The organism is Paenibacillus sp. FSL A5-0031 (assembly GCF_001956295.1).
Lineage (GTDB): Bacteria > Bacillota > Bacilli > Paenibacillales > Paenibacillaceae > Pristimantibacillus.
On sequence record NZ_MRTD01000007.1, the window covers coordinates 164,176 to 183,611 of the forward strand.

17 protein-coding genes are annotated in these 19,436 nt (G+C 45.7%); 11 read left to right on the top strand and 6 right to left on the bottom strand.

Annotation, left to right across the window (positions count from 1 at the left end; genetic code table 11):
* Nucleotide 1 precedes the first annotated feature (1 nt).
* Both BK120_RS14435 and BK120_RS14440 read right to left on the bottom strand, forming a co-directional pair.
* Nucleotides 2–1,021 (bottom strand): ABC transporter permease, encoded by a 1,020-nt coding sequence (locus BK120_RS14435; protein ID WP_076268212.1) that lies wholly within the window; start codon nucleotides 1,019–1,021, stop codon nucleotides 2–4.
* The gene (locus BK120_RS14440) at nucleotides 1,018–1,779 is read right to left on the bottom strand and encodes an ABC transporter ATP-binding protein (protein WP_076268213.1); all 762 of its coding nucleotides are present in this window, start codon (nucleotides 1,777–1,779) and stop codon (nucleotides 1,018–1,020) included. Before BK120_RS14440 ends, BK120_RS14435 begins: the two co-directional genes overlap by 4 nt.
* Nucleotides 1,780–2,034: 255 nt before the next feature.
* On the opposite strand from BK120_RS14440, the gene BK120_RS14445 reads away from it, so the two are divergent.
* Nucleotides 2,035–5,064, top strand: a complete 3,030-nt coding sequence (locus tag BK120_RS14445) for an efflux RND transporter permease subunit (protein ID WP_076268214.1) — start codon at nucleotides 2,035–2,037, stop codon at nucleotides 5,062–5,064.
* An 80-nt stretch (nucleotides 5,065–5,144) separates the two neighbouring features.
* Here the strand turns inward: BK120_RS14445 and BK120_RS14450 are convergent, their stop codons facing one another.
* The 3 genes from BK120_RS14450 to BK120_RS14460 are packed head-to-tail and all read right to left on the bottom strand — an operon-like array spanning nucleotide 5,145 to nucleotide 7,632.
* Nucleotides 5,145–5,792, bottom strand: coding sequence for a DUF1054 domain-containing protein (locus BK120_RS14450; protein WP_076268215.1), 648 nt, complete (start codon nucleotides 5,790–5,792; stop codon nucleotides 5,145–5,147).
* A gap of 26 nt (nucleotides 5,793–5,818) precedes the next feature.
* Entirely contained in the window at nucleotides 5,819–6,460 is a 642-nt protein-coding gene (locus BK120_RS14455) for a response regulator transcription factor (RefSeq protein WP_076268216.1), read from the bottom strand.
* Between the two features lie 41 nt (nucleotides 6,461–6,501).
* Nucleotides 6,502–7,632 carry a sensor histidine kinase gene (locus BK120_RS14460; RefSeq protein ID WP_076268217.1) on the bottom strand — a complete coding sequence of 377 codons (1,131 nt, stop codon included), beginning with the start codon at nucleotides 7,630–7,632 and terminating at the stop codon, nucleotides 6,502–6,504.
* 220 nt (nucleotides 7,633–7,852) lie between these two features.
* On the opposite strand from BK120_RS14460, the gene BK120_RS14465 reads away from it, so the two are divergent.
* The 6 genes from BK120_RS14465 to gndA all read left to right on the top strand — a co-directional run bounded on the left by BK120_RS14465 (nucleotide 7,853) and on the right by gndA (nucleotide 15,727).
* Nucleotides 7,853–8,797: an ABC transporter ATP-binding protein gene (locus BK120_RS14465; RefSeq protein WP_076268218.1), complete on the top strand. Its 945-nt coding sequence runs from the start codon at nucleotides 7,853–7,855 to the stop codon at nucleotides 8,795–8,797.
* A 12-nt stretch (nucleotides 8,798–8,809) separates the two neighbouring features.
* Nucleotides 8,810–9,973 carry an ABC transporter permease gene (locus BK120_RS14470; protein WP_076268219.1) on the top strand — a complete coding sequence of 388 codons (1,164 nt, stop codon included), beginning with the start codon at nucleotides 8,810–8,812 and terminating at the stop codon, nucleotides 9,971–9,973.
* Entirely contained in the window at nucleotides 9,966–11,120 is a 1,155-nt protein-coding gene (locus tag BK120_RS14475) for an ABC transporter permease (RefSeq protein WP_076268220.1), read from the top strand. Before BK120_RS14470 ends, BK120_RS14475 begins: the two co-directional genes overlap by 8 nt.
* A 366-nt stretch (nucleotides 11,121–11,486) precedes the next feature.
* A complete protein-coding gene (locus BK120_RS14480; protein ID WP_076268221.1) occupies nucleotides 11,487–13,190 on the top strand; it encodes a proline--tRNA ligase in 1,704 nt (567 codons plus the stop codon).
* A gap of 244 nt (nucleotides 13,191–13,434) precedes the next feature.
* Complete coding sequence (locus BK120_RS14485) at nucleotides 13,435–14,031, top strand: hypothetical protein (protein ID WP_076268222.1); 597 nt, start codon at nucleotides 13,435–13,437, stop codon at nucleotides 14,029–14,031.
* Between the two features lie 283 nt (nucleotides 14,032–14,314).
* Nucleotides 14,315–15,727, top strand: a complete 1,413-nt coding sequence (gene gndA, locus BK120_RS14490) for an NADP-dependent phosphogluconate dehydrogenase (protein WP_076268223.1) — start codon at nucleotides 14,315–14,317, stop codon at nucleotides 15,725–15,727.
* A gap of 12 nt (nucleotides 15,728–15,739) precedes the next feature.
* On the opposite strand, the gene BK120_RS14495 is transcribed toward gndA, so the two are convergent.
* Nucleotides 15,740–16,063: a hypothetical protein gene (locus BK120_RS14495; protein WP_076268224.1), complete on the bottom strand. Its 324-nt coding sequence runs from the start codon at nucleotides 16,061–16,063 to the stop codon at nucleotides 15,740–15,742.
* A gap of 160 nt (nucleotides 16,064–16,223) precedes the next feature.
* Here BK120_RS14495 and BK120_RS14500 point away from each other — a divergent pair, with 160 nt between their 5' ends.
* The 4 genes from BK120_RS14500 to BK120_RS14515 all read left to right on the top strand — a co-directional run bounded on the left by BK120_RS14500 (nucleotide 16,224) and on the right by BK120_RS14515 (nucleotide 19,374).
* Nucleotides 16,224–16,733, top strand: coding sequence for a shikimate kinase (locus BK120_RS14500; RefSeq protein WP_256710894.1), 510 nt, complete (start codon nucleotides 16,224–16,226; stop codon nucleotides 16,731–16,733).
* A 77-nt stretch (nucleotides 16,734–16,810) separates the two neighbouring features.
* The gene (aroA, locus tag BK120_RS14505) at nucleotides 16,811–18,106 is read left to right on the top strand and encodes a 3-phosphoshikimate 1-carboxyvinyltransferase (protein ID WP_076268226.1); all 1,296 of its coding nucleotides are present in this window, start codon (nucleotides 16,811–16,813) and stop codon (nucleotides 18,104–18,106) included.
* 54 nt (nucleotides 18,107–18,160) lie between these two features.
* Nucleotides 18,161–18,595 (top strand): CoA-binding protein, encoded by a 435-nt coding sequence (locus BK120_RS14510; RefSeq protein WP_076268227.1) that lies wholly within the window; start codon nucleotides 18,161–18,163, stop codon nucleotides 18,593–18,595.
* A gap of 137 nt (nucleotides 18,596–18,732) precedes the next feature.
* Nucleotides 18,733–19,374, top strand: a complete 642-nt coding sequence (locus BK120_RS14515; RefSeq protein ID WP_076268228.1) for a hypothetical protein — start codon at nucleotides 18,733–18,735, stop codon at nucleotides 19,372–19,374.
* The last annotated feature ends 62 nt before the right edge of the window (nucleotides 19,375–19,436 follow it).

Consider the following 19,436-nt stretch of genomic DNA (forward strand, 5'->3'; position numbering starts at 1 on the left):
TCTACATACGGCGATGCTTCTTTAGTGCCAGTACATTCAATACTGCAAACAATAAGGAAAATCCCACCAACACATATACATTTACCTGAAAATCACCCCAGCTCTCTCCGCGTATCATTATTCCCTGCATAGCATCTGCGCCATAGTAAAGAGGCATTAGGTAGCTTAGCTTTTGCAGCCAGGGGTTCATGGCATCAAGGTTAAACAACCCGGAGAAGAAGGCTTGCGGCACGATGACAATAGGAATGAACTGTATGATCTGAAATTCACTGCTTGCAAAAGAAGACAACAGTGTTCCTAGTGTTAACGCTGTTAATGATAATAATAAATTAATGACCAGCATATACAAAATGCTGCCCTCCATGTACATCCCAAGAACTTGAACGGAATACCAGGCGATCAAGCAGGCTTGAATTAGGGTGAAAATACCGAAACCAGCTAAATAACCGACTACGATTTCGCTTCGTCTAATTGGCGTAGCTAATAAGCGTTCCAAAGTACCGCTCGTTCGCTCTCGCAGGAAGGAGACGCCTGCAAGTAAGAAAACAAAGAAAAACGAGAAGAAGCCTATTAAGACAGGCCCAAAGGAGTCGAATGGAGCCATGTCAGGACCACCGTGCAAGTAAGAAATAGCTGGGGCGGCTTTATCTAAGCCTTGTTGCATCACGCTTTGAATAAGCAATATTACCGCTCGATTGATGGAGGGATCGCTGCCCTCAAGCGTTAGTTTAGGCATGCCGCCGCTCGCTTCCAATATCGCGTCGAGCTTGCCGTCCTGTAAAGCAGCTTGAGCAGCAGCACTTTCATCATAAAGTGTGATTTTAGCATCAAGCTGCTCAAACTTTTCTGTTAAAGCTGCAGGCACATTAACCATTCCGATTGCTGGAGAGACAGCTTGCCCATCAAAAACTAATTTCATTAAAGTTAAGATGAGCAGGGGAGCGAGAAATAACAAGGCAAGCGTTCGTTTATCACGCAAAAATTGATTAATAATTCGTATGGCGAGCGCACGTATTCTCATTGTTCAGCTCCTTTGCTTTGACCAAGCGCAATGAACGCCTCTTCGAGTGTGGCGCAGCCTACTTGCTGCTTAAGTGCTTCAGGCGTATCGATGGCTGTAAGTTTACCGCTTCGTATGAGCCCTAACCGATCACATTTCTCTGCCTCGTCCATGACATGGGTCGTTATAATAATGGTCACGCCTTGTTTGCTCAGAGCGGATAGCTCTTTCCAGATCGATTGGCGTAAAACAGGATCAATGCCAACGGTTGGTTCATCGAGTACGAGAAGCTCAGGCTCATGCAATAGCGCAATAGCAAGCGAAAGCCGGCGTTTCATACCGCCAGAATAAGCAGCCGTTTGCTTCTGAAGATGATCGGTTAGCGCAACAAGCTTGGAGACCGTTTGAATCCTTTCTTGCAGAATTGCTCCCTTTAATCCAAACATGGCCCCAAAAAACGCTAAGTTTTGCATGCCAGTCAACTCACTATACAAAGCGTCTGATTGAGCCATATATCCAAAGACTTGCAGCATTTTCAACTGCGGCATGGGCTCGCCAAGCATGCGGACGGTTCCGGTATCTGCCCTGTCTATTCCAGTCATGACCTTGATCAACGTTGTTTTTCCCGAGCCTGAAGGACCTAATAACCCAAATAGTTCACCTCGCGGAATAGAAAGTGTAATGCCATCAAGAACGGTACGATCCCCAAATGAACGGTTAATGTCTTGCAATTCTACGGCGAAGGTTGTTTCAGCTAATATTGCTGGACTGTTAGTCATTATCGATCACACTCCACATTCTCAAATGAGTAATCACTCCCCCAATTATATACAGAGGATGCCTAAAATAATAGTGAGTACTTACTCATTTTTCTTCCAGACTGTCCACATCCTCAGTCTCTGGTCGTAGATGAATCAAGACTAAAGCCGAGAACCAATTACCTTCTCTGGACGTTTTTGGTAATCATTCTTTCCCTCTATGATTAGAAAAGACAAAAAAAAGAAATCCGTAATCGGAGAAGGAGTCGGAAACAAATGAGTAAATTGACGGAATGGTCGTTCCGAAATAAGGCGGCTATTATACTGATCGTCATAATGGCTTTAGTGATGGGGGTAATCAGCTATTTGAGGCTTCCGATGGAGTTTCTGCCTGCTGCAGATAATCCACAGGTCATGGTCACGGCAATAGGGCCGGGGAATGACGCGAAGACGATGGAGCAGATGGTCACAAATCCATTGGAAGAAGCTGTAACGCTCGTTAAAGGAAAAACAGATATGTTCTCTACATCAGGTGATGGTTATGCTCAAATCAGCTTGAATTTCAATTCGAAGACGAATATGAAGGAAGCGAAGACCGAAGTCGAGCAATTGGTCGCTCAGGTACAGCTTCCGGCAAATGTAATGAAGCCTTTCGTCTTGCAATTGAATACTTCAATGATTCCAATCTCATGGGTGACGTTGACCTTTGATGAAGGATTATCTGAGCAGCAAAAAGACGCAAAGCTGAAAGAAGTAACGGCGGAACTTAAAAAGACCGAGGGTGCGGGCGAGGTTAGCATTAGCGGCAAATCGTCGCCATCGGTTCATGTCGTACCCAATACGGAGAAGCTTGCTCAGGCAGGAATTCCAGTACAAGCGTTAATGGGCGTGCTTCAAGGCAGGGGAGCGTCGGTTTCACTCGGGGAACGCACGCTCGATGGCGCAGATGGCAATATTAACGTGTACGATCAAGTATCTGATGTGGAAACACTGCGCAAGCTTCCTGTTGCAGCAGGTGTGAAGCTTGGGGATGTTGCAGCGGTTGAGCTTGCCAAAGACCAAGAAAGCATAAGCCGTATGAACGGCAAAGATGCGATTATGTTCACAATATCTAAATCTGCAGATGCGAATGCTGTAAATGTAGGCAAAGCAATTAAAGAAACGATTGATCGTTTAAATGCAGATGTGGAAGGAATCGATGCATCTATCATTTTGAGCACATCTGATTCGGTCGTATCTTCTGTTAATAGTATGCTGAGAGAGGTTTTGCTTGGCGCATTGTTCGCAACCATTGTCATTTTATTGTTCATGCGCAACTTTAAAGCAACGCTCGTGACGATTGTTTCGATTCCGTTATCGCTCGGCATAACGCTGTATCTGCTCCAGCTCTCTGGTGTATCACTTAACATTATTACACTTGGAGGCGTAGCCGTCGCGGTTGGAAGGCTGGTCGATGATAGTATCGTCGTTATTGAAAATATTTATAGAAGGCTGCAGAAGGAGTCCTTCTCTATTAAGCTAATTACGGATGCAACGAAGGAAGTGGCTTCGGCCATTACCTCGTCAACGCTCGTTACAGTTGCAGTATTTTTGCCAATGGGCCTTCTGCGCGGTTCATTGCAAGCATTTCTTCTGCCATTCGCGCTGACAGTCGCTTACTCATTGCTCGCTTCTCTACTTGTAGCGCTGACAGTTGTACCTCTTTTAAGTGCAATATTGCTTCGCGGCACAAAGGAGAAGGAGCATGCGGGTTCTCCAAAATTCGCTTCCTTCATTCGTTGGAATCTTGCTCACAAATTAGTGCCGTTAATCATTGCGGTATTGCTGTTTGCAGGATCGATCGGCGCTTATATGTTCATGCCAAAAGGAGCGCTTGATTCCTCGAGTGCGGGGAATTTAAATGTGGCACTGCAATATCCGAGCGATACGCCGGCGGATCAAGTACTCGAAGCAGGGAAGAAATTCGAATCCTATCTAACTGCAAATCCAGATATTGAATGGGTCATGATGATGCTTGGCAATAGCGCAGATGCGGCTAAGTATGGCTCGGTGACTTCACCGACGCTCATTACGTATATGGTAGATTTGAAGGAAGGCGTTGACGCAGAGCTCTTGATGGATAATATCAAGACTCAGAAGGATAATTATAAGGACGCAACCTTGACGGTTGATGCGGCCGATCTAATTATGGGCGGCGGATCATCGCAAATTTACATCGATGTCTCTGGTGAGAACTTGGAGCAGCTCTCTACAACCGCAGACCAGTTGATCGCAGCGATTAAACCTATCGACGGTGTGCTCAAGGTCGAGAGCAATCAAGAGGAGAAAAAGTCGGTTTATTCCTTCCATGTTGATCCTACCCTAGCCAAAGGCCAAGAGGTAGCCATGCAGCTGCAAAGCATGCTTAATCCATTGCCGATAGGATCGATCCAGCAAGAAGGCAGTGAAATTCCGGTTATTATGCTGCCTGTTTTAAACCCAGATTCAAAGGCAGAACTAGAAAAATTAACTGTAATGATAGAGTCTGGTCCAACAGCGATGTCGAAGGTAGCGGAGTTGGTTCGGACCGAGGAGCCATCCTTGTACTACCATAAAGAAGGCAAAACGTATATCCGTGTCACAGCGAGCGCCGAACCAAAAGAACTATCGGTCGTCGGCGATGAAATATCAAAAGCAACAAAGGATCTCAAGCTTCCTGATGGCGTCAGCCTTGCAGTAGGCGGAGCGTCGGCTGACCAATCGAGCGACTTTGCAGATTTGGGCTTAACAGCGCTTATCTCCATCGGTATTGTTTATCTGATCATGGTGTTGACGTTCAAGACGCTTCGTGCTCCGCTGGCGATTATGATCTCCTTGCCGCTTGCAGCAATCGGCGCAGTAACAGGCTTGCTCGTATCAGGCGTAACGCCGGATTTCACAGCCATGTTCGGAGCGCTGATGCTTATCGGAATTGTCGTCACGAATGCTATCGTATTAATTGATCGTGTGAAGCAAAACGAGCTGACGATGCCGATTCGTGAAGCGTTGATTGAAGCGGCTACGACACGGATGCGTCCAATCGTAATGACTGCGGTGGCGACGGTGTCCGCGATGCTGCCACTCGTATTCGGTTCGCATGAATCGGGCAGCATCGTCTCCCAAAGCTTAGCGATCGTCGTTATTGGTGGGCTAGTTGCGGCTACGCTGCTCACGCTAATTATCGTTCCTTGTGTCTATGAGCTGCTATTTTTCCGTACTTCACGCAAGCAGCGTCGCAATATGGCTTCCTCCGCACATGCGGAAGCCGCTGCATCACAGCAAGTGTAACTAAACGATAAAAGGCAGTACTTTTAGGTCAGAATGGACCTAAAGGTACTGCCTTTTTTGAATAGATATTAAATCCATTCTTATACATTAGCCATATGGTATAACGGCATAAGCGTTTTATAAGTGGAGGAAGTAAGCTCAAGCAGCGCATCGCCGTCTTTGAGAATCGGATCGCTCGCTTGCACATGACGGCCGATAAGCAGTTCCGCTTTCTGAACATCACGGAAACGAACGAGCGCATCATTCCAATCTTGTTTTGACATCGTACTGATAGCGGTGGACTCTTTTTTCATATGATCAAGTGAAAGTACATAATCCTTAGGTACATTTGCAATGACTTCATCAATTTGGTTCAGGAGGGCGGTTGCGATATTGGATTTATGCGGAACCTCGTAAATGAGTGCAAACCACATAAATAGATGATCATCAAACAATCCAAGCTGAAAATGCGGATGTGCCTTGTAGCCGCGTTTGCTAGCGCAAATGGCGAGCCAAGTATCCTTTGGCGGATTCACTTTACGGCGAGCATGCCTTGCAACATGCAAGTACATTTCATTGCCGGCGTGAACAGCTGCATCGACGCTGAGCTGCTCACCGATCGCTCGGAATTTCGGCTGAATCTGATTTTGAATAGCAGCCATACGCTCCTCAAGTCCTTGAAGCGCAAAAACATCGAAGTCGGCTTGTGTAAAGCCAACAAGCGGGGTAGAAGTAGTCTGTGTTGTCATTAAATTAATCTCCTTCAATCAAACAATTATTGGTGCAATAATTTCAAATAAAAGATGGCGATTTGCGTTCGGTCTCGAAGCTCGAGTTTATTAAGTATTTCAGTAATATAATTTTTAATTGTACCTTCGCTTAGGAAAAGGGTAGCGGCAATTTCCTTATTGGATTGACCGTCCGCAATCAGACGGACAATTTGCACCTCAGCTTGCGTAAGACCGGAAATCATTACTGATTTGGCTGAGTCGGCTCGCGGCGTCTCCAGCATCCCAGCCAATTTACGGGCGATTTCGGGATGGATCAGCACGGAACCCTCATGAACAGTCTTTATGCCGCTTATAATACGGCTTGGCGGTACATTTTTGAGCAAATAGCCATTGGCGCCGTTTCGGATGGCTTGCGCTATGTATTCGTCATCATCAAAGGTCGTCAAAATAAGCACGGCAGGTGGGGGATCAAGTGCGCGAAGCAGCTTCGTTCCTTCCACACCATCGCAGAGCGGCATCCGAATATCCATTAGTACGACATCGACGGGATGTTGGCGGACAAATTGTTCGGCCTCCAGACCGTTTGCACAAACGCCAGCGACATGCAATTCGTTATCCAATCCTAAAATAACGTTCATGCTCTCTCGTATAAAAGGATCATCATCCACTATCAGCACCTGAATCATTTACTCAAATCTCTCCATTTCTAAAAAGAGCAGAATCGTCGTTAACCGCCAAGCAGCGGAAGTGTTGTCGTTATTGAGAACTGATCGGCCTTCTGCCAGTCCATTTGGCCCCCAATTAAGGCAATCCGCTCTCGCATCCCCTTCATGCCAAGACCAGCTTCGATAGGCTCGTCGGGCAAGCTGCCGTTATTGGATACGGTTAGCGATACGTACGCAGTTAAGAAATCTAAAGTAACCACAACCGATGTCGCTTTTCCATGCCGAACAGCATTCGTGATCGCTTCTTGGGCATTTTTAAATAAAATGAGCTCGATGCTCGGGTAAAGTGGTCTGGGATGACCCGTTACACGAAAGCTTACGGATATGCCTAATGCCGAAGCGGATTCTTCAACCAGACGGTCGAGGGCATATTGCCTAACGTCCTTTTCCGCATCCGATGCAAGTCTTCGTACTGTTCTGCGCATCAGCTCCATGCTGTCCTGCAGCTGATCACGCATTTGCTCAACCGTGCTGCGAGCTCTTGCGGTATCTGCATCGAATAAATGCAAAGCCGCTTCGGACATCATTTTGACGCGAATGAGGCGGTGGCCCAAATCATCATGAATATCCTTGGCGATGCGGTTTCGCTCTTCGATCTGCGCTTGATACTCAACTTGCAAGGCGTAATCCTGCATTCTGCGTCTGGCTGAGTCAAGCTCTGCGTGGCTGGCAGCCAGTGCTCCGTATAAATCCTCAATTTGATGATGTTTGTCCTCAAACTCGTTGGAAGCATAGAGGACGGCTGCTGTAGTAATCCATAGTACCGCTACGGCAAATATGATTTCGGGTTCTCTGCCATACATACCTGTCAATAAAGCAGCTAAGCCAGCGATTGTCCAAGCTGTGCTGACCATGCGAGTCGGCCTTTGTTGAAATGAGGCAATAAGGGTGGAGAAAAGCAATAGAAACAGAACTCCGCCATACGTATAGGAAAACCAAGAAAAAGCGATTAACTCCAGCATCAGCAATAAAATTCGATATTTAGGATACATAGAGCCAACTTTCGTTAGGAGCAGTGCAAGGAGTACAGAAGCGGTGTAATGAGCATATAAACCTGCTTCTACATGCACGATACTAATAATAGAAGGAATCGCTACTAACAAGGAACGAATTTGGTGCAGTTGTTTCTTCATATCCGAGCAGCTCCTGCAGCTGAATTTGTTTTATTATAGCACATTGTTTATTGGACGAACGAGACTGAAACCGCTTTTCATCCAACCTTCATGCGGATATATGCCTTTATACAAAGAGATGACTTTAGTCACCCTCATAAGATGACTTTTTAGACCTGTTTCGTTGCTTTTCATGACGTACAATTGGTTTATCAGAAACGAACTGAAAGGATGAATAAATATGAATCTAGTTACATTTCGCGAGGTTGTCAAAAAATACGACACAACGATAACGGTTAATCATCTTAGCTTCAATATTGATCAGGGTGAAATTTTTGGTTTACTTGGTCCAAATGGAGCGGGAAAAAGTACAACGATTCATATGTTGGCTGGTTTGCTGAAGCCAAGCGGCGGAGATATTTTGGTCGAAGGTTTTTCAATTCGCAAGCATCCGCTTGAAGTAAAGAAACGGATTGGTTTAGTGCCGCAGGAGCTGGCTATCTATGAGACGTTGACCGCTCGCGAAAATGTTACTTTTTTTGCAAAGCTTTACGGGCTCAGAGGTTCGCTGCTTCGCGATCGTGTTGATGAGGCGCTGCAATTCGTTGGGTTGCTGGACAAAGCGAAGGATAAACCTAGCACATTCTCAGGCGGAATGAAGCGCAGGCTCAACATCGCATGCGCCATTATGCACCGACCTAAGCTGATCATTATGGATGAACCAACGGTTGGAATCGACCCTCAGTCACGCAACCATATCTTGGAGTCCGTAAGGGAATTAAATAAGTTAGGCTCTACGGTCATTTACACCAGCCATTACATGGAAGAGGTAGAAGCGATTTGCACAAGAATCGGCATTTTGGATAAAGGCAAGCTTATTGCATGCGGGACGAAGGATGAATTAAAACGACAAGTTGGCCAAGAAGAGAAGCTGATTTTTGAAATTGATAAAAAATCGGCGCCGGCAATGACAGAGATGGTTGAGCATCCAGGCGTGCTTCAGCTTGCAGAACGAGATAATAGCTTGACGCTTGAAGTGACGGTGAAGGAATCGCTGTCTATATTACAGGATTTATTGTTTATCCTTCAGAAGCATGGCATTAATATTCGCAAGCTGACGCGGGAAGAGCCGAATCTTGAATCGCTATTCCTGCAAATGACCGGACGCACATTACGTGACGAATAGGAGATGATGATGATGCCAGCATGGTGGACAGCTGCTTATTATGAGCTTATAAAATATGCACGGATGCGTTCCGTTCTCATTATTTTGATCGGTTTGCCTTTATTATTGATTTTGCTGCTTGGCAGCGCATTTGATACAGAAATTAAGCCGGCTAAAATTGCCCTATACAATGCGGATCAGGGGGAAATGCGAGCTAGCATCGATGCTTTCTGGAGCAATGAAGCAGTAAAACCATATGTGAAGGTTCTAGATGCAAACTCAGAGAAGGAGGTAAAGGATTGGATTCGGGAGGGCGTTGCTGATTATGGCGTATCGATCCCGAAAAACTTCTCCAGTGAGCTGAGCGCAGGGGAAACGGCGAAATGGTCGACGTTTGAAGGGCGCTATGAAGAAAAAAATATTGCTGCGGCTGCTTTTATCAATAAATATATGGCTGCGGTAAATTTGCAAGCCGCAGCACTGCAAATCCTTGGACCTGAACTAAATGCAGGTGCTGCACAAAGTCAAGCGCCAGCGGGACAATCACATATTGAGACAAAAAATTTGAGCTCAGGTGATAATCAAGCCTTTGGCAAAGAATCAGCGATGCAATACTATTCTGTGGCCTACTTAATTATGTTTTTGCTCTATGGCGGCATGACGGCGACGATCGCGTTGCTCAATCAGAGGGAAGCGGGAACTTTGCAGCGAATGTATGCAATTCCAGGTTCATTTAGAGCCATGGTGTTTGGCATTATTTTAGGAGGAGTCATGCTTGCAGCACTGCAGGCGGCAGTGATTATCGCATTTACATCATTTGTATATGGCGTTGATTGGGGAAATAACTTTGGAGCTATTACGCTGACTTGTCTGCTTACGACTGCTGCTGGGGCTGCACTTGCTATTACGATCTCATCCTTCGTACGATCCAAAAAATCGACACAAACGCTGTTCAGCATCATTGTATTCAGCATGACCTTTATTAGCGGCGGAATGATTCCAGACATTGTGAAGATGGTAGGAGGTCTCAATCAGTGGACGCTTAATCACTGGGCAAATGATGCACTTCGCGCCATCATGAACGGTGAAGGTTCAGCAACGGTTTGGAATGGAATCGCTGTTCTTGGAGCAATCGCATTAGGTATAACAATAATCGCAGTCATTAGACTGCCAAAGGTGGTGAGACAGCATGCCTAGTTTGCAAATTGCTGCACATCTCGTACGACGCACCATGGGTTCCCGTCGCGGACTGATTATGAATGTTCTTGTTCCAGCGATCATTTTATCTATTATGGCAGGATTGTTCGCTAGCACGAATAGAGATAAAGCTATTATTATCGTGAACAATGCTGACTCAGGAATATTAGGCGAATATTTGGCATCCTCATTACAGAAAGAGCCTTTGTATGAGATCCATTCGGAGCCGGCGATGAATGAACAGCAGTTAAAGGATCGTGTAATAGAGGGCAAAGCGGATGCTGCCATCTATATTCCTGCGGATTTCTCAGCAAAAATGATGGAGGGAGATTCGTCAACAGCTCAGCTTTACCGAATGAATACGCAGCTTTGGAACGCTTCGCTTGCAGCTACACTTGAGACAGAAGCTCAAAAGCTGTCTTCCTCTGCCGCTCTGATAAGAGGGACTGACCCTGAATCTCCAATGGATTTATCTAAGCTGACCGCTTTGCTGGAAGCGCAAGCCTCTCCTAAAGCTGTCCTTGCCAATACGGAAATGGAGCTTGGCAAAATTGTATCCAATCCAACAATGATCGGTCTCATCCTTATGTTTGTTATGCTGCTTGTCAGCCAGTCTATCGGTTTCATTATGGAAGATCGAGAGCAGCGCACGATGGCAAGGATGTACACAGCGCCGCTTCGCTCGCTTGATATTGCTTTTGGAAATTTTTTGGGCAGCATGCTTGTGGGCACGATTCAGCTTGTCATTGTTCTAGGCTTAACTTATTTCGTATTTGACTATTCACCTGGTATTTCGTTCGGATGGATGCTGCTCGTATTGGAATTCTTTTTGCTTGCAATTGTTGGCCTTGCTTCGGCGGTAGCGGGTCTAGTGCGCAATAGCACGCAGCTGTCTCAAATCAACAACGTTATTATCGCTCCGTCCTGCATGATCAGCGGTTGTTTCTTTCCTCTTTCCATGCTACCTGATTTTATGCAAAAGCTTGCTAATTTCTTTCCGCAAAAATGGGCGCTTACAGCAATTGATCGTTTAGGCGGCGGGGGCGGCTTTAGTGACGTCTTGCTTCCGCTTCTTATCCTGCTTTTATTCGCTGCTGTGCTGATTGCCTTTGGTTCTGCCGTACTCAGACCAAATCGCACAAGCTAAAATACTAAGCAGCAAGCGCCCTGAAAATTGGCTTGACTTCATCATCGTTGTATTGTAAATTTGTCAAAATGTTAATGACATCGCAACAGCGTCGACCAAGACTATGTTAATCAGCAAACGTTTCTATCAGAGAGGAAGCCCGAAGGCTGGAAGGCTTCTATGAACGATTGATTAATCCCTATCTTGCGAGCTGCAGCGGGAAGTTTATACTTCTTCCGCTGCCGGAATATTCATTCCGTTATCTATTGAGAGTTGTCCAGATCATTTGGCGACTATTTGAGGGTGGTACCACGAACGCATTCGTCCCTTACGAATGCGTTTTTTTGTTTTTATGGCTTAAATCTAATAATCGGAGGGCTATCTATCATGAGACAAAGTAAGCTTTTAATGCCTACCTTGCGCGAGGCGCCGTCAGAAGCGGAAGCAGCCAGCCATCAATTAATGCTGCGTGCAGGTCTTATTAGACAGCTTGCCGCAGGTATTTATACGTATTTGCCGCTTGGCAGGCGCGTGCTCAGAAAACTCGAGCAAATCGTAAGAGAAGAAATGGATCAAGCCGGAGCACAAGAGGTATTAATGCCCGCTATGCAGCCGGCAGAGCTGTGGCAGCAATCGGGACGATATGATGTGTATGGACCTGAGCTTATGCGGCTGCGTGACCGCCATGATCGCGAGTTTACGCTTGGACCAACGCATGAAGAAGTGATTACAGCTCTTGTGCGCAGTGAGGTAAGCTCTTATCGGCAGCTGCCTATGACATTGTATCAGATTCAAACTAAATTCCGCGACGAGAAGCGTCCACGCTATGGCTTGCTCCGCGGCAGAGAATTTCTAATGAAAGATGCTTATTCCTTTGATGAGGACTTTGATGGGCTTCATCGCAGCTATACGAGCATGTACGAGGCTTATAATCGCATCTTCACACGTTGTGGTCTAAATTACCGTCCGGTTGAAGCTGATGCAGGTTCAATTGGTGGAGAAGGCGGAACACATGAATTTATGGCACTCGCTGATATTGGTGAAGACACGATTGCTGTGTGCAATTCATGCGACTATGCGGCGAATTTGGAAAAAGCTGAATACAAGCTGTCGGAACAAACAACGGATACAGAGCAGAATAATGATTCTGCGTTGGTGCGTCATCATACACCGGAGATTAAGAAGATTGACCAGCTTGTCGAGGCTTTTGGCCTTGGAGCAGATGCTTTTATGAAAACACTGATTTATGTTGCTGACGGTGCTCCGGTTGCTGTTGTTGTTCGGGGAGATCATGAGGTAAATGAAATAAAAGTGAAAAATGCGCTTGCTGTAGCTCATCTGGAGCTTGCGGATCAAGCTACGACAGAGCGGGTAACTGGCGCACCTACCGGCTTTGCCGGACCGCTCGGCTTGCAAATTCCCATTTATGCGGACCATGCGGTTCTTGCGATGAAATCAGGAATTGCAGGAGCGAATGAGCAGGATTATCATATCGGAAATGTTATCCCAAGCATTCATTTGAAGGATGTGCAGGCAGGTGATTATCGAAATGCAGCAATAGGAGACGGGTGCCCGCGATGCGAGACAGGCAGCTTGGTATTTTACCGCGGCATTGAGGTTGGCCATGTGTTCAAGCTGGGAACGAAATACAGTGAAGCGCTAAATGCTAAGTTTTTAAATGCGTCGGGCTCAGAACAGCCATTAATAATGGGCTGCTATGGTATCGGAGTTTCACGTTTGCTCTCTGCGGTACTTGAACAGCACTCCGATAGCAATGGCATCATTTGGCCTAAATCGATAGCACCCTACCAAGTTCATGTGGTACCTGTATCAGCGAAGGATCAGGTCCAAATGGATTTGGCCGCGCATATTACAGCAAGATTGCTTGAGGCTGGGGTAGAGACGCTGCTCGATGATCGTGACGAGCGCCCAGGCGTCAAATTCAAGGACTCCGATCTTATCGGCATACCGCTGCGCATTGTAGTAGGGAAACATGCTGCTGATGGAATCGTAGAGATTAAGCAAAGGAACGAATTAGAAGCGCAAAAGCTAGAATTAGAAGAAGCTATCGCTTTTGCTTTACGCAACTAAAGTTGAAAACATATGCATGAAATGGGTTTGAAAAATCCATGGTGGCCTATGGAATATAAGTTCAAAAGGGTGCGAGACGGCTTCATATGAAGACGCTCGCGCCCTTTTTTGAGATAAGTCGGCTGTAAGCGTAAAATTAGTCAATAATCCAAGTTGCCATAACATAAGATGGAGTATAAGATAAAAGTAAGAACAAATTATCAGAACATTTCGTCAACTATTCTGAGGTAAGGGAGGGATTGCCGTGAACAAAAGCCATGAAGTCGAATATTGCAATTTGGAGCTGCGATTTGACCGGCGGCAAATCCAAAATCTCATCCGCGATCTTATTCAGGAAGGGTACTCCTTGTACTGGAGTGAGACGGAGGGGCAGTTTCTTGTATCCATTCGAACTGGCCGCAAGCTCGTTAAGCTTCAGTTCCAGCGAATGAAGAACCGTTACAAAATTGTCGGGGACTACATTATTAAAGATGAGAAGCTGTCAGAATTAATTGAAAAGCTGATTAATGACACACGTGGACATGCGATTGTGAAGCGCATTAAAGATCGTCAAATCGTCATTGAGAGTATTATGTTCGGTGAGATTATACGACTCGTGGAGGTGTCCGGTATGGAACATCGGATTATTTATCAGAAGAAGCCTTTCGTTACAATAGAAGAAATGATTAGAGCATTTCAATCAAAGCGTGCTGAGGAAAGAGCGGTTGTACTGCGTTATGAGCTGGATTATGAGCTATCGATGCTGTTTGACGCGCTAGAGAGCAAGGATGAGGAAGCGGTTACTGAGTCTAAAGAGCGGCTGAATACTCTTCGCTCGGAAATGTTGCAATTGGAACTCTGATGATAGATGCTAGCCCCCATTTGAAAACATAAAAACGATCAAAAGCTGCTTTCTAACAGCATTTGATCGTTTTTATGTTGTTCATTTACCATTAAAAAAGACTCCTTTTATTATAAAATGACTAAGCTTTTCGGTATATATAAGATAAACTTTTTAGTTCTCTCAATATAATTGATGCGACTATTGCGACATTTTTCCTTGCAGACAGTTTTCTTCTTGCCGCAAAAAGAGTAAAATGAAACTATTGTGACCCAAAATAGATGATGAAGGATGGAAGAACCAGATGTCAAAACAGCAAATTGGTGTAATTGGATTAGCCGTAATGGGTAAAAACCTTGCCCTTAACATTGAAAGCAGAGGCTTCACGGTATCGGTGTTCAACCGTTCACGCGAGAAGACTGATGATCTTGTTCAAGAAGCAGTTGGAAAAAATCTTGTTCCTACTTATACAATCGAGGAATTTGTTCAATCATTGGAAGTTCCCCGCAAAATTTTGATTATGGTACAAGCAGGTGCAGGAACAGACGCGACGATCGATTCACTCGTTCCACATTTGGCTGAAGGCGATATCATTATCGATGGCGGAAACGCTTATTTCCCTGATACTGTTCGTCGCAGCAAAGATCTAGAAGCTAAAGGCTTCCGTTTTATCGGAACTGGCGTTTCTGGCGGCGAAGAGGGAGCACTAAAAGGACCTTCTATCATGCCGGGTGGACAAAAATCCGCTTACGAGCTGGTTGAACCTATTCTTACTGCTATTTCAGCTAAAGTTGGAGACGATGCTTGCTGCACATATATCGGTCCAGATGGCGCAGGTCATTATGTGAAAATGGTACATAACGGAATCGAATACGGCGATATGCAGCTGATTTGCGAAGCTTATGATCTGCTTAAAAACGTACTTGATGTTAGTGCTGAAGAGCTGCACGAAATTTTCTCCGAGTGGAATAAAGGCGAGCTTGACAGCTACCTAATCGAAATTACTAGAGATATCTTCTCCAAATACGATCCTGAGACAGGCAAGCCAATGGTAGATGTTATCTTGGATTCCGCTGGTCAAAAAGGTACTGGAAAATGGACAAGCCAAAGCTCGCTAGATCTTGGCGTACCGCTTTCTATCATTACAGAATCCGTATTTACTCGTTTCTTGTCAGCTATGAAGGAAGAGCGCGTTGCGGCAAGCAAAGTACTTAACGGACCTGCAAAAACACCTTTCCAAGGTGACAGAGCAGCATTTATCGAATCTGTTCGCAAAGCATTGTTCGCAAGTAAAATTTGCTCGTACGCTCAAGGATTTGCTCAAATGCGTGCAGCTTCTGAAGAATTTAACTGGGATCTTAACTACGGCGAAATCGCTATGATTTTCCGCGGCGGCTGCATTATCCGTGCTCGCTTCCTGCAAAACATCAAAGACGCTTACGACCGTGATCCTAACCTGCGCAACCTTTTGCTTGATTCTTATTTCCAAAACATCGTTGAGTCGTACCAAGGGGCTTGGCGTGAAGTGATCTCCGCTGCAGTTTCGAACGGAGTACCGGTTCCTGCATTCTCAAGTGCAATTGCTTACTTCGACAGCTACCGTACGGAGCGTTTGCCTGCAAACCTGCTTCAAGCGCAGCGTGACTACTTCGGTGCTCACACGTTCAAACGTATAGACAAAGAAGGAAGCTTCCACTTTAACTGGATGCAATCTTAATTAGATCAGCCATTAGTTCCTCGTCTCGCGAGGATTGTCCTTATTTAAGCCATAAGCTGCTTGACGCAAACAGTCGCGCAGTCGATCGGCCTCTTGATTGGAATAATGTCTGCGATGGATGAGCGACATGGCCGCTTCGGCAAAGAAATGAAAATTTTGCAATAAGCGTGGCTGCGTAAGATCCTTTAAGGCTGGATCTTCGTCAGCCACCTTTTTTTTAATAAATTCAAGCATCCAGACCACATCTTCCCTGCAAAGGGGATGGTCAGGATCGAGAATACGATTGAAGCGTTTTTGAGTTGGACTTTGATCAGGCAACTGAAGATCACTGTTCATCGCTAATGTCACTCCTATTCTCGAATAAACATCTTTATCATCCATACGGCATATATAACTTTTTTATACCCTAGTATTACAAAAAAATGATATGATATTGTAGAAAAATTGGTTTAACAAGAACGAAAAGGGTGAAACGGTTACGATGGGAAGGCAACAATTGAGTAAATTAGTGCTTATCGGGTTTATGGGAACCGGCAAATCAACCGTCAGCAAGCTGCTTTCCGAGAAGGTGGGCTGCACGCGCATCGACGGCGATGAAGAAATCGAAAGGCTGGAAAACAAGCGGGTTTCTGATATTTTCGCATCGGATGGCGAAGCAGGTTTTCGGATCATTGAAACCAAAGTGCTGGGAACGATTTTGGAGCGCGAGGATACCTGTGTGGTTGCAACAGGCGGCGGCGCAGTGCTAAGTCCCATTAATCGTGAGCTAATGCTTAAAAACGGTTTTGTCGTCGCTTTAAAGGCGAGCCCAGATCAAATCATCGCTCGGGTAAAGACGGACACAGAGCGGCCTTTGCTTCAAGGCGATGCAGAGGAGCGAGTTAATCTGCTGCTTAAACAGCGTGAGCATGCTTACGATTTTGCTCATTTTACGATCGATACGACAAATATGAGTGTGGAAGAGGTTGTTGCTGCAATACTCGAGCAATGGTCGCTTCATAAATAACCGAGATCATTATCACCTCAATCAGCCGATTAGCTGTAGATGTGTATATATTATTGTAAAGGGAGATCATACGAACTATGGACGTTTTAGTGACACCAACGCCAAGACTTGAAGGTGAACTTCAAGCGCTTTCTTCAAAAAATTATACCACTCGCTACCTTCTGGTAGCCGCTCTAGCTGAAGGAACAAGTACGATTTATTTCCCAGCCCACAGTGAAGACAGCGATGCAATGCGCCGCTGCATTCGGGATTTGGGAGCAACGGTAGAGGAAGACGAGGAGAAAATCGTTATTACCGGTTTTGGCCGCAATCCTAAGCCAGTTGAGCAGTTGGATGTAGGTAACGCAGGTGCGGTTTTGCGGTTTTTGATGGCCATCGCGGCACTTTGCCCAGACGTAACCTTTATTAATCGTTATCCAGATTCTCTAGGTAAACGACCTCATAGCGACCTCATTGAATCTTTGACAGCGATGGGCGTTTCTATTGAGCATAACGAAGGCAAGCTGCCTATTCGAATTCAAGGCGGCGCTCCAAAGGGCGGAAAAATTAAAGTTTCAGGCAACATAAGCTCGCAATTTTTGAGTGCGCTGCTGTTTTTGACGCCTCTTCTCGAAGAGGACAGTGAAATTGAAGTGCTGCATGATTTGAAGTCAAAAGTAGTAGTTGGCCAGACACTGGAAGTATTGGAGCAAGCGGGTATTGTTATCCATGCAGATGAGGACTATATGCGGTTCCGCATTCCAGGCGGTCAAAGCTATGAAGCAAAAACTTATTCTGTGCAAGGCGACTACCCGGGGTCTGCAGCCATTCTAGCAGCTGCGGCTGTAACGGAATCGGATGTCATCGTACACCGTTTGGAAGAGAAGAGCAAGCAAGGCGAACGCGCTGTCGTTGATGTGTTGAAAATGATGGAAGTTCCGCTTACGCATGAGAATGGCATTGTCCACGTGAAGGGCAATGGCAAGCTCAAAGCAGTCGAGTTCGATGGCGATCATGCAACGGATGCTGTACTTGCAATGGTTGCAGCGGCTGTTTTTGCTGAAGGCACCTCTAGATTTTATAATGTAGAAAATTTGCGCTACAAAGAGTGTGACCGCATTACCGATTATTTGAATGAATTAAGAAAAGCTGGAGCCAATGTCGAAGAACGCCAAGCGGAGATTATCGTGCATGGACGTCCTGAAGGTGTAGAGGGCGGTGTCGAAATCAATGCGCATTACGACCACCGTGTCATCATGGCATTATCGGTCGTTGGATTGCGTGCGAAACAACCTATTCGAATTCGTGATGCACATCATGTAGCGAAGTCCTATCCGATATTCTTCGATCATTTGCAAGCTTTAGGCGCTAAGGTTGAATGGATTGAAGGCTAATTATTAGTTGACGTTTAGAAGCTTGTTCACAAAATAATGAATCGAGGTATGATCATGGCATTTGAGAATCCGACTCGCGAGCATATTAAGGGTATTTTGGAGAATAGCACGACGGTAGCTGTTGTAGGCTTGTCAGACAATCCAGAGCGCGTATCCTATATGGTATCTGAAGCGATGCAAGCGAAGGGCTATACGATTATTCCTGTTAATCCTAACGCCGATTCAATCTTGGGACAAAAAAGTTATGCGTCTCTAAAAGATATTCCCGTGCCAGTAGATATCGTAAATGTTTTTCGCAGAAGCGAGCATACGCCGCCTGTAGCTGAAGAGGCGGTTGCCATCGGCGCAAAAACCTTCTGGCTGCAGCTTGGCATTGCAAACGAGGAAGCGGCTGCGATTGCTGCAGCAGGCGGTTTAGAGGTTATAATGGATCGTTGTATCAAGGTGGAGGATTCCATCTTGCTTCCGAACGGGAAACCCAAAAGATAACAGTTATAAAAAACAGGTCACTCCTACACAATAAGAAAGCTTCAAGAGCGATTGCGTACTTGTTTTTCGCATGTAGAAAGCGAAACAAGCGGCATTCACTTGAAGACAATACGATTGTAATTCAAGGAGGACACGACGTGAATCAGTTTTCGCAACAACCGGGTAATTACCAAGGCCAACAGAGCTACCTTAACCAAAATGCACATTTTGAGCCATCTGGCCATGTGCAATCGCACTACCAAGGGCAGCTAAGCCAACCGACTTTTGGCAGAGAAACGCACTCGATTGTTGCTAACTCGCCAGGCGGTTACCAATCGTCTAATGCTTATAGCCAAGGAGCGCAAACACAACATTATGCTCCTAATAACTATTCGAATATGACGCATCCGGTGGGAACGAACAATTCATTCATGTCGCATCAACCGGTTCACAGCTACGCGCAATCGCCAGCAACGGCGTTTGGCAACGTAGGTCCGGTTATCGCACATGTAGGTTATCAAGCTGGTTCTGAGCATAACCAACAACATTCTTACTACCAGCCAACCTCGAATAATGGGGCGCAGTATGCTCAGCATGCAGCATCCAATTATGGAGGTTACGGCCAATCTCAATTCCAAAATGGATATGGCGGTATGACACAAACTCACTCCAACACGTCGCTTCACCCTGTATATGAAGCAACGAATGCTTATCAAAATGCAGGGCCTGTCATTTCTCATGTAGGCTGGCAGTCGACGAGTGCAGTCAATTCTTCTCCTTATTCAGGCGGTAATCGATAACACTTTTTTTATCCAATTAGAAAAGAATCATCAACATCGGCGGGCCCTTACAGGCTCGCCGT

What these genes read in the sequence shown, in the direction of transcription:
- BK120_RS14465 (WP_076268218.1), top strand. Translation starts at nt 7,853, where the DNA reads ATGAATCTAGTTACATTTCGCGAGGTTGTCAAAAAATACGACACAACG.
- BK120_RS14435 (WP_076268212.1), bottom strand. Translation starts at nt 1,021, where the DNA reads ATGAGAATACGTGCGCTCGCCATACGAATTATTAATCAATTTTTGCGT.
- aroA (WP_076268226.1), top strand. Translation starts at nt 16,811, where the DNA reads ATGGACGTTTTAGTGACACCAACGCCAAGACTTGAAGGTGAACTTCAA.
- BK120_RS14470 (WP_076268219.1), top strand. Translation starts at nt 8,810, where the DNA reads ATGCCAGCATGGTGGACAGCTGCTTATTATGAGCTTATAAAATATGCA.
- BK120_RS14495 (WP_076268224.1), bottom strand. Translation starts at nt 16,063, where the DNA reads ATGAACAGTGATCTTCAGTTGCCTGATCAAAGTCCAACTCAAAAACGC.
- BK120_RS14475 (WP_076268220.1), top strand. Translation starts at nt 9,966, where the DNA reads ATGCCTAGTTTGCAAATTGCTGCACATCTCGTACGACGCACCATGGGT.
- BK120_RS14460 (WP_076268217.1), bottom strand. Translation starts at nt 7,632, where the DNA reads ATGAAGAAACAACTGCACCAAATTCGTTCCTTGTTAGTAGCGATTCCT.
- BK120_RS14455 (WP_076268216.1), bottom strand. Translation starts at nt 6,460, where the DNA reads ATGATTCAGGTGCTGATAGTGGATGATGATCCTTTTATACGAGAGAGC.
- BK120_RS14450 (WP_076268215.1), bottom strand. Translation starts at nt 5,792, where the DNA reads ATGACAACACAGACTACTTCTACCCCGCTTGTTGGCTTTACACAAGCC.
- BK120_RS14440 (WP_076268213.1), bottom strand. Translation starts at nt 1,779, where the DNA reads ATGACTAACAGTCCAGCAATATTAGCTGAAACAACCTTCGCCGTAGAA.
- BK120_RS14480 (WP_076268221.1), top strand. Translation starts at nt 11,487, where the DNA reads ATGAGACAAAGTAAGCTTTTAATGCCTACCTTGCGCGAGGCGCCGTCA.
- BK120_RS14445 (WP_076268214.1), top strand. Translation starts at nt 2,035, where the DNA reads ATGAGTAAATTGACGGAATGGTCGTTCCGAAATAAGGCGGCTATTATA.
- gndA (WP_076268223.1), top strand. Translation starts at nt 14,315, where the DNA reads ATGTCAAAACAGCAAATTGGTGTAATTGGATTAGCCGTAATGGGTAAA.
- BK120_RS14510 (WP_076268227.1), top strand. Translation starts at nt 18,161, where the DNA reads ATGGCATTTGAGAATCCGACTCGCGAGCATATTAAGGGTATTTTGGAG.